Genomic DNA, 14919 nt, shown 5'->3' with positions numbered 1-14919 from the left:
TGGGAAGGACGTTCATGCTCGTACGCCCACTCCGTCGGACGGCGGTCCTCACCGTCCTGGTCACGCTGCTCACCGTGACCGTCCACCTGCTCTGGCCGGGGGCCGCGCACGCCTCCCCGGCGGTGCAGTACACCAACCCGCTGGCCGCCCAGCGCGCCGACCCGCACATCTTCCGCCACACCGACGGCTACTACTACTTCACCGCGACCGCCCCCGAGTACGACCGCATCGTGCTGCGCCGGGCGACCACCATCCAGGGCCTGGCGACCGCCCCTGAGAGCGTCATCTGGCGCAAGCACGCCACCGGCGAGATGGGCGCCCACATCTGGGCGCCGGAGATCCACTTCATCAATGGCAAGTGGTACGTCTACTTCGCCGCCGGGCGGGCCGACGACGTGTGGCGCATCCGCATGTACGTACTGGAGAGTTCCAGCGCCAACCCCCTGACCGGCGCCTGGACCGAGCGCGGCCGCATCACCACGCCCTGGGACACCTTCTCCCTGGACGCCAGCACGTTCGTCGCGAACGGCGTGCGCTACCTGCTCTGGGCCCAGCAGGAGCCGGGCATCGCGACCAACTCCAACCTGTACATCGCCCGGATGGGCGCCAACCCGTGGACGATCACCGGCACGACGACCCGGCTGACGGTGCCCGCACTGGCCTGGGAGACACGTGGCTACAAGGTCGCCGAGGGCCCCTCGGTGCTGCAGCGCAACGGGCGGCTCTTCCTGACGTACTCGGCCAGCGCCACGGACGCCAACTACTGCCTCGGCCTGCTGACCGCCGCCGCTTCCGCCGACCCGTCGCAGGCGTCATCGTGGACGAAGAGCCCGAACCCGGTCTTCGTCACCAGCGCCGCGACCAGCCAGTACGGACCCGGGCACAACTCCTTCACGACCTCGGAGGACGGGCAGAGCGACATCCTCGTCTACCACGACCGCAGCTACCGCGACATCTCCGGTGACCCCCTGAACGACCCGAACCGCCGAACCCGCGTACAAAAGGTGCACTGGCGAGCCGATGGCACCCCCGACTTCGGCATCCCGGTGCCCGACGGGCTCACGCCGGTGCGGCTGCTGTCGTACGACACGCCCGGGGCGGCGGTACGGCACTGGAATTTCCGGGCGCGCCTGGAGGCCAACGTGACCCCGCTGGCGGACTCGCAGTTCCGGCTCGTTCCCGGGTTGACCGGTTCCGGCACCGTTTCCCTGGAGTCGACCAACTACCCCGGGTACTACCTGCGGCATCGCAACTTCGAGGCCTGGGTGCAGCAGCGGGACGGGTCCGGACTGTTCGACACGGACGCCAGTTTCGTACGGAGGAGCGGACTGGCCGGGAGCGGGACGGTGTCGCTGGAGTCCGCGAACTTCCCCGGATACTTCGTGCGGCATCGAGCGGGGCAGGTGTGGGTGGAGCAGAACGATGGGACCAGCGGGTTCCGGGGGAGTGCGAGCTTCATCCTGGAGTGAGACGGCACTCGACATCTCAGGGGTGCGGCGGGTATTCGGCCGGGAGGCATGAGCTCCGGCGCGCCCCGCTCGGGACCATGGCGACCTTGACCAGCACGGAGACCTCATTCACGAGCCCAGCCACGACTTCCTGCGCCCTATTCGCGTGCGACCCCACGGCCGACGCCATCCCCTTGCTACGCCCGGGACGGCTGCGACCCCGAGCAGGACATCTCCGCCATGAGCCGGACGGCAACACCCCGAGCCGGACGGCTACGGCCCGGGTTGGACGGCAACGACCCCGGGCGGGACGGTTACGACCTGCCCGGGGTCGCCACAACATACGACCTTGACCAAGACCACTACAGCGTTTCGTAGGACCGACCATGTCCTCGCAGGGAACCGTCGGCCACGACCTGGCGGCGCAGGGGATCGCTAAGCGCGTACCCAAGCCCAAGCCAGGGACAGGACCGACGGTTGGTTGCTACAACCGACGCAGGACCGCTACGACCTTGCCCAGGACGCTGGCCTCGTCGCCCGGGATCGGCTCGTAGTTGGGGTTGTGAGGGACGAGCCAGACGTGGCCATCCTTGCGCTTGAAGGTCTTGACCGTGGCCTCGCCCTCGATCATGGCGGCCACGATGTCGCCGCTCTCCGCCACGGGCTGCTGGCGCACGACCACCCAGTCACCGTCGGCGATGGCCGCCTCGATCATCGAGTCACCGGCGACCTGCAGGAGGAACAGCGTGCCCTCGCCGACGAGCTGCTTGGGCAGCGCGAAGACGTCTTCGACGCTCTCCTCGGCCAGGATCGGGCCACCGGCGGCGATACGACCCACAAGCGGGACATAAGCGGCAGTGGGCCGGTTGATGGCCGGCTCATCGTTGGCCGAGTCGGGGTCGACCCACAGCACGGGCTCGCCCGGGAGGCGCACCTCGAGCGCGCGCGGCCGGTGCGGGTCGCGCCGCAGGTAGCCCTTGCGCTGCAGCGCCGTGAGCTGATGCGACACGCTGGACGTGCTGGTCAGCTGGACCGCCTCGCCGATCTCACGCATGGAGGGCGGATATCCGCGCTGTTGCACCGAGTCGCGGATCACTTCAAGGATCTTGCGCTGCCTGGGGGTCAACCCCAGGGAGTCTCGCCGGCGCACCGCGAGGTCGCTGACCCCGTTTGCGTCATCCCGCTCGGTCATGCTCTTCCTCCTCGCCTGGCGGCCCGCCTCACCGGCGAACCTCCCGGTCCGTGGTCTTGATGTCGCACACAGCGACGGTATCTCGGATGAAGATCATCTTCAAACAATTGTTCGAGTCTTCCTCGAAATTATCGCCGGTGTGGTGTAGAACATCGTACGGGAGTTCGATCGACACCGTGTTCGATTCGCTGATCTTTATTTGGCCTTTCCTCGGGCCACACGGCAGGAGGTCATCCATGCGAACACCCACAAATACGGACATGACCAGCGAAGATGCCAAGCGACTCACACTGATCGCCGATGCCACGCAGAGTAAGGAACGACGGGGAGACAATACGCGGACGGGCGCCGGGATCCGAGGGAATTCCGGCAAGAGGTTGGGGCCCCGTTCGAGTAGTGGGGGAAGATCCCATTTGCGTCTCGTCCCGCCACCACGCGCAGACGGCGACACCGACAACACCATGCCACCGGGAAGGGGCAATCCGCGTAGGGGGAAGGGGGGCGGCGCTTCGGTGGACGGCGACGACACCGTGACGGGCCGCAGAACCGAGCCGAGGGACAGGGGAAGAAGAGAGAGACCACACCCACCGGCGCCCGCCGCAACTCCGGTCCACCCGGGTGATGCCACGGCGGCCCGCCCGGACGCTGCTCCGGGAAGCACTGCGGCGGCTCCAGGGCCTGCGGCGGCTCCAGGGCCTGCGGCGATTTCAGGGCCTGCGGCGATTTCAGGGCGATCGGCGACCGCCAAGGAGAGTCCGGAACGGCTCGGGGCTCCCCCTTGGGTTTCGGGACGTCCCGGTACCTCTCCTCGGGTTCCGGGACAGAAAGGGGCTTCCCCTCGGGTTCCAGGACGGAAGGGGGCTTCCCCTCGGGTACCAGGGCTAGAGGCTTCCTCTCGGGTTCCGGGACAGCCAGAGGCATCCCCTCGGTTCCGGGGCAGCCGGGAACTGCGGCGGAACCTCCGGGACGACCGGCGACTGCCAGGCTCGGCGCATCGGCTGCCGGGAGCAAGTCATCTGCTGCGGCCCACCAGTCGGCTACGGGGAGGCGACCATCGTCCCCAATGGCGGGGCGATCGCCGGCTATGGGCGGGCGGCGCAAGATCGGTGCTCGGTGGCGGGCCGTTATCGCTCCTTCCGCACGGCGGGCCGGTTCTGCCGAACGGCGGACAGGTGCGTCCACGCGGCGAGGTGGCTTCCCTCTGTGGCGGCGCGCTGCTTCCCCGCAAGAGACAGGTGCTCCCCCGCAAGGGGAAGGTGCTTTCGCGCAGCGGGACAGCGCTTCCGCAAGGCGGGCCGGTTCTGCCGAACGGTGGACAGGTGCGTCCACGCGGCGAAGCCGCTTCCCCCTGTGGCGGCGTGCTGCGCCCGCGCAAGGGGCAGGGGCTTTGGCGCAGAGGGACGGTGCATCCGGGCGGCAAGCCGGTGTTGTCGCACGGAGAGACAGTGCTCTCGTGCGGAGAGATGGTGCTTCCGGGCGGCGGGCCGGTGGTTTCATGCGCAGGGGTGGTTCTTCCGCGCGGAGGGGCGGGTCTTCGGTGCGGCGGGCTGGTGCTCCTGGTGCTTCTGTGCGGCAGGGTGGCTCTTCGGTGCGGCGGGGCGGGACTCCCGTGCGGTTGACCCGGCGAGGGCGGATCGTGCTGGTGGTGGTCGTGGCGTTGCTGTCGCTGGGTGGGTTCTGGCTGGGTACGCGGGCGGTCGGGCACGCGGCGGTGAAGGTCGTGGTGCCGAGCCATGCCGGTCTGCCGTGGGTCGAGGTTCACGAGGGTGACACGTTGTGGGAGATCGCCGACGTGCTGTCCGAGGGTGATGACCCGGGAGTTCTGGTGGAGGAGATCAAGCGGCTGAACGGCCTGCCCGACTCCCTCATCCGGCCCGATACCCGCCTCTACGTGCCGGGGGACACCGCCGCCTTACGCTGATCGCCGCATCACAGAGGCGCTGCTGTCATGCCGTGGCCCTCGATGAAAGGCTGTCTTGCCGGGCTTCGGGCAACCGTCCCTAGAAGTTGAGGGGACGTGCCTCGTCGGGGCGCGGCAAGAGCCTTGGTGAGGGCCGCTTGCAACAGCCTGGGCAAGAACGCGGCAAGAGCCTTGGCGGGGTGCCGACAAGAGCGTTCGCGAAGGTGCAGCACGTGCCTTGCGCGGGGGTGCCGACAAGAGCCTTGGCGGGGGTACGGCGAGGGTACGGCGAGGGCGCTGGCAAGAGCCTTGGCGGGTGGCCTGGGATCCGGCGAATGACAGCGTGCAAGCGGGTGGCCTGGGATCCGGCGAATGGCAGCGTGCAGGCGGGTGCGCTGGGCGCGCGGCAAGATGTTCCGCTGAGGGCGACGGCCTCTGGAAGCAAGTGGGAAGGCCGTTCGGGCGAAGGGCTGTGGGCGGGCAGAGGACTCTCTGGGAGTGGGCTCAAGGGGCGTCTTTGGCTGACGATGAAACCCTCCAGGTTGGCGGTCGGGGACTGGCCGGAGGGTATGGGAACGAGTCCTGGGCGCGCGGTGTGCATGAGAGCTGATGGGAGGGGTGCGAGTGGGGTGTGTGGGCTCCGGTACCTTTGTGAGGTTTGTTCGCCATAGGGGCCTCGCGTACCCGATGTGACGTCTCCACCTGCGAGAAGATCACGTGGGACCGGGCGACACGCCCGGGGCTGATGGGGACGGCGGGCTGATCAGCGACTTCGTCAGGATGGGCCCGCCCAACTTGCGTTCATGGTCGCACGCTTCTACGGTTGGACCACAACATCTAGTAGTTACACCGATGTAGTTCACCACACCTTGTGTTTCTGCGACCGCTCCATGGAGATCTGTGGAGTGTGCGCGAGCGTCCCGTCACGACGGGCGGTTGGGCGCGTGTGGTGGCCGCAGGTCTTGGAGGCGAAAGCGTGCACTGTCCGTTCTGTCGCCACCCTGACACCAGGGTCATCGACAGCCGCTCCACGGAAGACGGCGCGGCCATCAGGCGGCGTCGCACCTGTCCCGAGTGCGGGCGCAGGTTCACCACGCAGGAGACCGTACTGCTGATGGTGAGCAAGCGCAGCGGAGTCACGGAACCGTTCTCGCGGGACAAGGTCGTCGCGGGCGTGCGGCGGGCGTGCCAGGGCAGGCCGGTCAGCGAGGACTCGCTGGCGCAGCTCGGGCAGCAGGTGGAGGAGGCGATCAGGGCGAAGGGCGCGGCAGAGCTCCCGTCCAACGAGGTCGGCCTGGCCATCCTCGGCCCGTTGCGAGAGCTCGACGAGGTGGCCTACCTGCGGTTCGCATCGGTATATCGCGGTTTCGAGAGCCTGGCGGACTTCGAGGCCGAGATCACACAGTTGAAGGCGGAGAAGGGGGAGTCATGACGGAGACGGCCAGCGGTTCGGTGGCGCGTGGAGGCAAGCGTCCGCGCAAGGGACTGAAGATGAAGCGGATCTTCACCAAGCCTGGCGTGCACCCGTATGACGAGATCCAGTGGGAGCGTCGCGACGTCGTCATGACGAACTGGCGCGACGGGTCGGTCAACTTCGAGCAGCGGGGTGTCGAGTTCCCCGTGTTCTGGTCGATCAACGCGGCCAACATCGTGACGACCAAATACTTCCGCGGCGCGGTGGGCACGCCGCAGCGCGAGTGGAGCCTCAAGGAGCTGATCGACCGGGTCGTCGGGGTCTACACGAAGACGGGCATCGAGCACGGCTACTTCGCCAGTGACGAGGACGCCGAGATCTTCGACCACGAGTTGAAGCACGCGCTGGCGCACCAGGTGTTCGCGTTCAACTCGCCGGTCTGGTTCAACGTCGGCACCCAGTCACCTCAGCAAGTGAGCGCCTGCCAGCCGTATGACGCGCTGGTCAGCACCCCCGGCGGGCTTGTTCCGATCGGGAAGCTGGTCGAGGACGACGCTGTGGGCGCGAAGGTCTATGACGCTCATGGGCTCACGCGTGTCCTCGCCACGAAGGCCAACGGGGTGAAGGACGTTCTGCGTCTGCACACCAAGGCGGGTTACACCCTCGACGTCACCGCCGATCACCTGGTGTGGAAGGCCACCGGTGACGGCACGGGGCACTTCGTCGAGGCAGGCACGCTGCGGTCTGGGGACCAACTCGAGTGGCATCGGCGCGAGGCGTTCGGCGAGGGCGAGATCGACTTCGCCGAGGTGTCCGAGGCGGCGCTCGCCGGCTGGCTGCAGTCGGACGGATTCGTCGGCCAGTACGACGGCACGAACAAGTCGCTCACCATCGAGGCGATGACCGTGACCCCCGCCGAGCTGGCATGGGTGACGAAGGCGCTCGACAGCGTCTTCCCCGAGGTGCACCGCAAGGAGAGCGCGGTCGAGACGCAGGACACCTCGCTCGACTGCCGTCGCACCAGGCTGTACGGCAAGGTCCTCGAGAGCTTCGTGGACAAGTGGGACCTTCGCCGGCGTGGCACGGAGATGGAGGTGCCCGCGCAACTCTTCACCGCGCCGCTTCCGACGGTCGCCGCATATCTGCGGAGCGTCTTCCAAGCCGAGGGGTTCGTCGCGGACAGGGACAAGTCCACGATCGTCGAGGTCGACATGATCTCGGAGAACCTGATCCGCGGCATGCAACGACTGCTCCTGCGCTTCGGCATCTACGCGCGGGTGGGGTTCAAGAAGGACGCGCGCGAGGACCGCAAGGGCTGCTGGACGTTGCGGATCCAGTCCGCCGGAGACCGGCGCGCGTTCGCCGACGAGATCGGCTTCATCGACCCCGTCAAGGCCGGGAAGCTTGAGCGAGGCTTCGACAAGCCGGGTCATCCGACGCGGTCCACCAAGCGTCTTGAGATCGACCGGATCGAGGACCTCGGTCCCATGGAGGTCTACGACATCCAGACCGAGAGCGGCGAATACCTCTCGGGCAACCTCCGGGTTCACAACTGCTTCATCCTCTCCGTGGACGACGAGATGGAGTCGATCCTGGAGTGGTACAAGGAAGAGGGCGTGATCTTCAAGGGCGGCTCCGGCTCGGGTGTGAACCTGTCCAGGATCCGTTCCTCCAAGGAGTTGCTGAGCAGCGGTGGCACGGCCAGCGGGCCGGTGTCGTTCATGCGGGGCGCCGACGCGTCCGCGGGGACGATCAAGTCCGGTGGCGCCACGCGGCGGGCGGCCAAGATGGTCGTGCTCGACGTCGACCACCCCGACATCGAGGAGTTCATCGAGACCAAGGCGCGCGAGGAGGACAAGATCCGCGCGCTGCGGGACGCCGGCTACGACATGGACCTGGGCGGCAAGGACATCGTCAGCGTCCAGTACCAGAACGCCAACAACTCCGTGCGCGTCTCCGAGGAGTTCATGCGCGCGGTGGAGAAGGGCGAGGAGTTCGGCCTGCGAGCCCGCCTGACCGGTGAGGTCATCGAGAAGGTGGAAGCGAAGGGCCTGTTCCGCAAGATGGCCAAGGCCGCGTGGGAGTGCGCGGACCCCGGCGTGCAGTACGACGACACGATCAACGACTGGCACACCACCCCGGAGACCGGGCGGATCACTGCGAGCAACCCGTGCAGTGAATACGTCCATCTGGACAACTCGTCCTGCAACCTGGCCAGCATCAACCTGCTGAAGTTCCTCAAGGACGACAACACCTTCAACGTCGCCGACTTCGTCAAGCTGACCGAGCTGATCATCACCGCGATGGACATCTCGATCACGTTCGCCGACTTCCCGACGGAGAAGATCGGTGAGACGACGCGGGCCTACCGGCAGCTCGGCATCGGCTACGCCAACCTGGGCGCGCTGCTCATGGCGACGGGTCACGCCTACGACTCCGAGGGCGGCCGGGCGGTGGCCGGAGCGATCACGTCGCTGATGACCGGTGTGTCCTACCGGCGCAGCGCCGAGCTGGCCGGGGTCGTGGGGCCGTACGACGGGTATGCGAGGAACGCGGAGCCGCACAAGCGGGTCATGCGCAAGCACGCCGCGGCGAACGACGACCTGCGCACGGCCGGGTCGATGGACGTGAAGATCCACACCGAGGCGTCGCGTCAGTGGTCGGAGTGCCTGAAGCTGGGCGAGAAGAACGGCTACCGCAACGCCCAGGCCAGCCTGCTCGCGCCCACCGGGACGATCGGGCTCATGATGGACTGCGACACGACCGGCATCGAGCCGGACCTGGCGCTGGTCAAGTTCAAGAAGCTCGTCGGCGGCGGCTCCATGCAGATCGTCAACCAGACGATCCCGCGGGCGCTCAAGCAGCTCGGCTACCAGCAGGAGCAGGTCGAGGCCATCGTCGAGTACATCGCCGAGCACGGCCACATCGTCGACGCCCCCGGCCTGCGTCAGGAGCACTACGAGGTGTTCGACTGCGCGATGGGCGAGCGGGCGATCGCGCCGATGGGGCACGTGCGGATGATGGCGGCCACGCAGCCGTTCCTGTCCGGGGCCATCTCCAAGACGGTCAACCTGCCCGAGTCGGCCACGATCGACGACATCGAGCAGGTCTACCTGGAGGGCTGGAAGCTCGGCCTCAAGGCGCTGGCGGTCTACCGCGACAACTGCAAGGTGGGCCAGCCGCTGTCGGTGGGCGACGGCTCCAAGAAGGACGCCTCCAAGAGCGAGGAGCCCAAGGAGCCCGAGGTCAAGGTCATCGAGGTCAACCGGCCGACCCGGCGGCGCATGCCGAACCAGCGGCCGAGCATGACCACCCGCTTCACGGTGGGCGGGGCCAAGGGCTACATGACCGCTTCGTCCTACCCTGACGACGGGCTCGGCGAGGTCTTCCTCAAGATGTCCAAGCAGGGTTCGACCCTGGCGGGCGTCATGGACGCGTTCTCGGTGGCGATCTCCATCGGGCTCCAGTACGGCGTGCCGCTGGAGACGTACATGAGCAAGTTCGTCAACATGCGGTTCGAGCCGGCTGGGATGACGGACGACCCGGACATCCGGATGGCCACGTCGGTGATGGACTACATCTTCCGCCGCCTGGCCCTGGACCACCTGCCCTACGACGAGCGGGCGGCGCTGGGCATCTTCTCGGCGGCCGAGCGGACCGCGCAGCAGCGCGGCGAGGACCCGGCGGCGCTGCAGGAGACGGTGGACCGGGAGGCGCTGGCGCAGTCGGCGCCCATCGAGCCCGCCCAGCCGAAGGAGCAGTCGGGCAAGGCGGAGCTGACGCTGGAGAGCCACCAGCGCTTCACGGCCGACGCGCCGCTGTGCATGACCTGCGGTACGAAGATGCGCCCCGCCGGCAGTTGCTACGTCTGCGAGGGGTGCGGCTCGACCAGCGGTTGCAGCTGAGGTTCCGCAAGAGGTGACGGGGCCGGGAGACCGGCCCCGTCGCTCAGAACATGCCGTTCGGGGTTTCTGCGGGCTCGGGAACGGGTTGCACGACGTCCCAGTGCTCGGCGACCTGGCCGTCCACCAGCCGCCAGATGTCCACGACCGCCGTTCCGCGCCCGCCGTCCGGCGGGATCATGAGGTAGTGCAGCACCACGTGGTCGCCGTCGGCGATGGCTCGCTTGAGTTCCAGGCGGGAGGCGGCCACGGGGGCGTTCCTGGTGAACTCGATCCAGGTGTCCCGCCCCGAGGGGTTGCCAGGGCTGTGCTCGATGAAGTCCTCGCGCAGGAGCGTACGCAGGATGTCGACGTTCCCCGAGGCGAACTCCCGGAATCCGGTGAGGATGATGTCCTTGTTGCTCGTCATGGGGGAACCGTCGCAGGGGGCGTCCTGGGCTGTCCATTACACGGGATGTAATGGCGGCGGCCGGGCGGGATGGGCTAGAACGGCGGGATGGGAGTTGGTGAGCTGCTGCGCGAGTGGCGGCGCCGTCGGGGGCTGAGCCAGCTCGACCTGGCCATTCAGGCGGAGGTGTCCACCCGCCACATCAGTTTCGTGGAGACGGGCCGGACGGTTCCGAGCAGTTCGATGGTCGTGCACCTGGCCGAGCATCTCGGTGTGCCGCTGCGTGAGCGGAACCGGCTGCTCGTCGCGGCCGGGCACGCGCCCGTCTACAGGGAGCGGCCGCTGGACGACCCCGACCTGGACAAGGCGCGGGCGGCGCTGGAGCAGGTGTTGCGGGCGCATGAGCCGTTCCCCGCGCTGGCGGTCGACAACCGGTGGAATCTGCTGCTCGCGAACCCGGCGTTCGAGGTCTTCCTGGACGGCGTGGATCCGGTGCTGCTGGAGCCGCCGGTCAACATGATGCGGCTGGGGCTGCATCCCGGCGGGTTCGCGCCGCGGTTGCGGAATCTGCCGCAGGTGCGCGGGTTCCTGCTGCCGCGGCTGGCCAGGCAGGTCGCGCGGACCGGAGATCCGCGGTTGAGCGCGCTGCTGGAGGAGTTGCAGGGGTACGGGGGCGAGGGGGAACCGGTGGCGGCGGAGCCGACCGACATCGTCCTGCCCATCCGGCTCCATCACCGGGGGCGGGAGTTGTGCCTGTTCAACACGATCACGACGTTCGGCGCGGCCTTCGACGTCACGCTGGAGGAGATCGCGGTGGAGGCGTACTTCCCTGCTGACGACGAGACCGCCCGGCACTTCCGGAGCCTTGTCCAGTAGCGGACAGGGCGTGGATCGGGCGGGCCGGGTCGGTCATGCTCCGGAACATGAGGCGAGTCGCGGTTCAGGCCGTGGTGTTCGGGGCGTTGCTGTACGGGGTGCACAGGCTGGGGATGGTGGTGGTCGCCTGGCTGCTCGGGAACAAGGAGATGATCGTCGGGCTGGACTGCTGCATCGACTACAACAGGAACACGCAGGACCCCTGGAGCAACGTGCTGGTGGCCGTGTCCGGGGTCCTCGTCACGCAGGTGGTGGCGTGGGTGGCCATCGGGCTGCTGGCGGCCGGGCGCGGGCCGGCGCGGACGCTGGCGACGCTCGCCGGGACCGCGTTCGTGGTGAGCCCGTTGTTGCAGCTCATCGTGTACGTGGTGTGGCACTGGGCCGAGCGGGACTATGTGGCGGTGATCGACTACACGTGGGTCGCGACCGGGCTGCCCGAGCAGGCCCTGGTGGTGTCGATGCTGGGGTTGTTCGCCGGATATGCGCTGGTGTTCTGGCTGGCGTTGCTCAGGGCGTGGGATCGGGCCGTACGCGCGCGCGACCCGCACCGAGCGGGCCGTGCCGGCCTCACGTGCTGAGCACGTCGCGTAGGACGTCGGGTTTGTTGGTGATGATGCCGTCCACCCGGTAGGTGAGCATGCGGAGCATGGCGTCCGGGTCGTCCACGGTCCAGGCGAACACGTTCATGCCGAGGGAGTGCGCGCGCTGTACGTACGCGGCCGTGAGCGTGGTGTACGGCGGATTGACCTGGTCGGCGAACTTCGCCAGCCCGGGCAGTTCGGCGGTCGTCGGCGTGCCGAGCAGCCCGATCGGCACCTGCGGCAGCACCCGGTCGAACCTCCGCATCGAACCCCAGTCGAACGACTGCACCACCACCCGCCCAGGAGCGAGCCAGGAGGAGTGACGCCGCAGTTCACCGGCGATCCGGGACTCGATGCCGGGGTAGAGCGCCGGATCCTTGACCTCCAGCAGCAGGCCCAGCTCCGATCCGCTCATCGCGCTCAGCGTCTCGTCGAGGGTGGGCACGGGCTCACCCTTGTACTCGCCGGACCGCCACGAGCCGGCGTCCAGCTTGCGGATCTGGGAGAGCGTCAGATCGCGGACGTTCCATGGGGACAGGGTCGGGAAGACCTGCTCGGCGTCGGTCGTCCGGGCCAGGGTCGTGTCGTGCATCAGGACCAGCTGGTGGTCCTTGGTCTCCTGGACGTCGAGCTCGAACATGTCGGCCCCTTGCGAGGCGGCCAGCTCGAAGGCGGCGATCGTGTTCTCCGGGGCGTACGCGGAGGCGCCCCGGTGGGCGACGATGGTGATGGTGTCGGCGTGGGCGGGGGTGGATAGGAAGGTGAGGGAGGTCGCTACGATGACGGCGAGTCGCCTGAACAATGGGTCTCCTCAGCGGGGGAGAGACAACGACTCGACGATGACAACCTCTCATGACCTGAAGTTGAGAGAAGAGTAACCCAGCGATGCCGCGCAGATGAGCATTCGACACGCGCGGATGAGTTCAGGTGTCAGCTGTCCGGGGTGGCAGGCGGGCGTACCGATGAGTTCAGGTGTCAGCGGTCCGGGGCGGCGGGCGGGCGTACCGGGGCCGGGCGGAGGCGCTGGGGCGCGAAACGCGCGCCCCAGCGCCCCGTGTCAGCGCAGTCCCGCGTCGAGTGCGGTGGTCAGGGTGCCGGTGTCGCCGGACATCTCCCAGATCATCGCCCCGAGCAGGCCCTTGCCCCGTAGCCAGGCCGTCTTCTTGCCGATCGACCAGGCGTCGTCGAACGTCCACCACTGCCCGCCGTTGCCGGTGTAGCAGGAGGTGGCCACCGACTGTTCGTCGTGCCTGACCGTGCAGCCGGGCACCATGGCCAGCAGGTTGCTGTAGCCGCGGGTGCCGGCCTCCTCCTGGAACTGGCCGGGGGCGGCGCCGACGGCAGGTTGCCACTCGCCGTACTTGCCGCCGTCCGTGACCTGCTGCCAGCCGCGGCCGTAGTAGGCCAGGCCGATGGTGATCTTGCGGGGGTTCACCCCGGCCTGGAGGTAGACGTCCACGGCCTTCTCGACGCTGAAGTCCGAGTTGTACGGGCTGTCGGTGTCGAGGTAGAGATTGCCCTGGTGGCCGGTACGGTTCGGCTCCCAGGAGTTGTCGCTGCCGGCGCCGTGGAAGTCGTACCCCTGAACATTAAAGATGTCCAGATATTTCGTGGCCTGGGGAAGATCCCAGCCGGCGGCGATCTTGGCCGGGTCGGCCGGGGTGAACGCCGTGAGCTGGTAACGCTTGCCCGTCGTGGTCGTGAGCGCGTCGAGCTGGCGGCGGAACTCGGCGATCAGCAGCGTGTTGTTCGCCTTGTCCGCCGGGCTGACGTGGTTGCCCGCGTGCCCCTCGGCCCCCGGCCACTCCCAGTCGAGGTCGATGCCGTCGAAGATGCCCGCCGCCGTCCCCGGCCCGCCCGCGGCGTTGTAGGCGGGCAGGTTGCCCTTGATGTAGACGTCGATGCACGACGAGACGAACTTCTTGCGCGCCGCGTCCGTGGCGGCCACGTCGGAGAAGTACTTGGAGTACGTCCAGCCGCCCAGCGAGATCAGCACCTTGAGGTGCGGGTGCTTGGCCTTGAGCTTCCTGAGCTGGTTGTAGTTGCCGCGCAGCTTCTCCCAGCCCGTGTCGGCCACCCCGTCCACCGACTGCGCGGCGCTGAACGGCCGGCTGTAGTCGGCCTCGGCGTCGCCGGCCCCGTCGCCCTGGTTCGGGTCCTGGGGGTTGGCCGTGGTGCCCTTGGTGACACCCTGCAGGCAGGTCAGGTTCTGCGGGTCGATGTTGGCGAAGGCGTAGTTGATGTGGGTGAGCTTCGCGGCGGCGCCGGTGGTGTCGAGGTTGCGGACGAAGTACTGGCGGCCGTAGATGCCCCATTGCACGAAATATCCGACGCGGGCGTAGCCGGTCTCGACGATGTCCGCCGTGGTCGCCTTGACGATGGCGCTGGCGGCCGAGACGTTGTCGTACAGGTCCCGCGCCTTGACGGTGAACGAATATTCGGTCGAAGGGGACAGGCCGGAGACGACCGCTGTGGTGCCTGTGACGGTCGTGGCAAGGGAAGAGCCGATATATACGTCGTAGTTGGCGATGCCGGAGTTGTCGGAGCTGGCCGCCCACGCCAGTGTGACGCTGGAGGAGGTCTTCGCCGTGCTGCGCGCATCGGCCGGCGTCGTCGGGGGCTGGGTGTCGTCGGCCGGGTTGCGGGTGGTGACCTTCAGTGCCGTGGAGGCGGGTGACGACGTGCCCTTGCGGTCCTTGGCCTTGACGGTGAACGTGTACTCGGTCGACGGCGTCAGACCCTGCACGGTGGCCGAGGTGCCTGTCACGGAGGCGGCGAGTGAGGAGCCGTTGTAGACCTCGTACCCGATGATGGGGAGGCTGCCGGGAGCGGCCGCGTCCCAGGCGAGCGAGACGGTCTTCGTGGTCCTGGCGGGGGAGCGCAGCTTGCCCGGCGCGCCCGGCGGGGCGTCGGGGGAGCCGTCGCAGTTGACGTCGTTGATCCGGCAACTCGTCGGCTCGGCGTTCGCGGTGCTGAGCGTGAAGGACGGGCTGTACGGCTCGGTGGTCGCGCCCGCGTTCACGGTGGTGTTGTAGTGGGCGGGCGTCAGCGTCACCGTACGGCCGCTCTGGGTCAGCGAGCCGTTCTGCGCGTTGCTCGCGGTGACCCCGGCAGGCAGGTCGAACACGATCGTCCAGCCGTTGAGCGCGGCCGTCCCGTTGTTGGCGACGACGAGCTTGGCCGAACCGCCGCTGACCTCGTACGTGGCGCTGACCGGC

At 68.1% G+C, this 14919-nt stretch carries 11 protein-coding genes; 6 read left to right on the top strand and 5 right to left on the bottom strand.

Annotated features, from left to right (window positions below):
- Positions 1-14: 14 nt before the first annotated feature.
- Positions 15-1469: a family 43 glycosylhydrolase gene (locus ACFPZ3_RS68135; RefSeq protein WP_379524987.1), complete on the top strand. Its 1455-nt coding sequence runs from the start codon at positions 15-17 to the stop codon at positions 1467-1469.
- Positions 1470-1932: 463 nt separating this feature from the next.
- Here the strand turns inward: ACFPZ3_RS68135 and lexA are convergent, their stop codons facing one another.
- Together lexA and ACFPZ3_RS68125 are read right to left on the bottom strand one after the other, a co-directional pair.
- Entirely contained in the window at positions 1933-2640 is a 708-nt protein-coding gene (gene lexA, locus ACFPZ3_RS68130) for a transcriptional repressor LexA (RefSeq protein ID WP_379524986.1), read from the bottom strand.
- Positions 2641-2668: 28 nt separating this feature from the next.
- Complete coding sequence (locus tag ACFPZ3_RS68125) at positions 2669-2878, bottom strand: hypothetical protein (protein ID WP_379524985.1); 210 nt, start codon at positions 2876-2878, stop codon at positions 2669-2671.
- A gap of 1371 nt (positions 2879-4249) precedes the next feature.
- Here ACFPZ3_RS68125 and ACFPZ3_RS68120 point away from each other — a divergent pair.
- The 3 genes from ACFPZ3_RS68120 to ACFPZ3_RS68110 all read left to right on the top strand — a co-directional run bounded on the left by ACFPZ3_RS68120 (position 4250) and on the right by ACFPZ3_RS68110 (position 9859).
- Positions 4250-4561, top strand: coding sequence for a LysM peptidoglycan-binding domain-containing protein (locus tag ACFPZ3_RS68120; protein ID WP_379524984.1), 312 nt, complete (start codon positions 4250-4252; stop codon positions 4559-4561).
- 955 nt (positions 4562-5516) lie between these two features.
- Positions 5517-5972, top strand: coding sequence for a transcriptional regulator NrdR (gene nrdR, locus ACFPZ3_RS68115; protein ID WP_379524983.1), 456 nt, complete (start codon positions 5517-5519; stop codon positions 5970-5972).
- The gene (locus ACFPZ3_RS68110; RefSeq protein WP_379524982.1) at positions 5969-9859 is read left to right on the top strand and encodes a vitamin B12-dependent ribonucleotide reductase; all 3891 of its coding nucleotides are present in this window, start codon (positions 5969-5971) and stop codon (positions 9857-9859) included. The genes nrdR and ACFPZ3_RS68110 overlap by 4 nt, the downstream gene beginning before the upstream one ends.
- Before the next feature lie 43 nt (positions 9860-9902).
- On the opposite strand, the gene ACFPZ3_RS68105 is transcribed toward ACFPZ3_RS68110, so the two are convergent.
- Positions 9903-10265, bottom strand: a complete 363-nt coding sequence (locus tag ACFPZ3_RS68105) for a nuclear transport factor 2 family protein (RefSeq protein WP_379524981.1) — start codon at positions 10263-10265, stop codon at positions 9903-9905.
- A gap of 87 nt (positions 10266-10352) precedes the next feature.
- Here ACFPZ3_RS68105 and ACFPZ3_RS68100 point away from each other — a divergent pair, with 87 nt between their 5' ends.
- Positions 10353-11120: a helix-turn-helix domain-containing protein gene (locus ACFPZ3_RS68100; RefSeq protein WP_379524980.1), complete on the top strand. Its 768-nt coding sequence runs from the start codon at positions 10353-10355 to the stop codon at positions 11118-11120.
- A 47-nt stretch (positions 11121-11167) separates the two neighbouring features.
- Positions 11168-11698 (top strand): hypothetical protein, encoded by a 531-nt coding sequence (locus tag ACFPZ3_RS68095; protein ID WP_379524979.1) that lies wholly within the window; start codon positions 11168-11170, stop codon positions 11696-11698.
- On the opposite strand, the gene ACFPZ3_RS68090 is transcribed toward ACFPZ3_RS68095, so the two are convergent.
- Both ACFPZ3_RS68090 and ACFPZ3_RS68085 read right to left on the bottom strand, forming a co-directional pair.
- Positions 11688-12503: a glycerophosphodiester phosphodiesterase gene (locus tag ACFPZ3_RS68090; RefSeq protein ID WP_379524978.1), complete on the bottom strand. Its 816-nt coding sequence runs from the start codon at positions 12501-12503 to the stop codon at positions 11688-11690. The two genes, ACFPZ3_RS68095 and ACFPZ3_RS68090, sit on opposite strands and share 11 nt — an antisense overlap.
- A gap of 255 nt (positions 12504-12758) precedes the next feature.
- Positions 12759-14919, bottom strand: a 2161-nt coding sequence (locus ACFPZ3_RS68085) for a glycosyl hydrolase family 18 protein (protein WP_379524977.1), incomplete at its 5' end; no start/stop codon positions are given.

This window comes from Nonomuraea insulae (assembly GCF_042656245.1).
The sequence above is the reverse complement of the archived record's forward strand: the minus strand, read 5'-3'. Positions and strand labels throughout refer to the sequence as shown.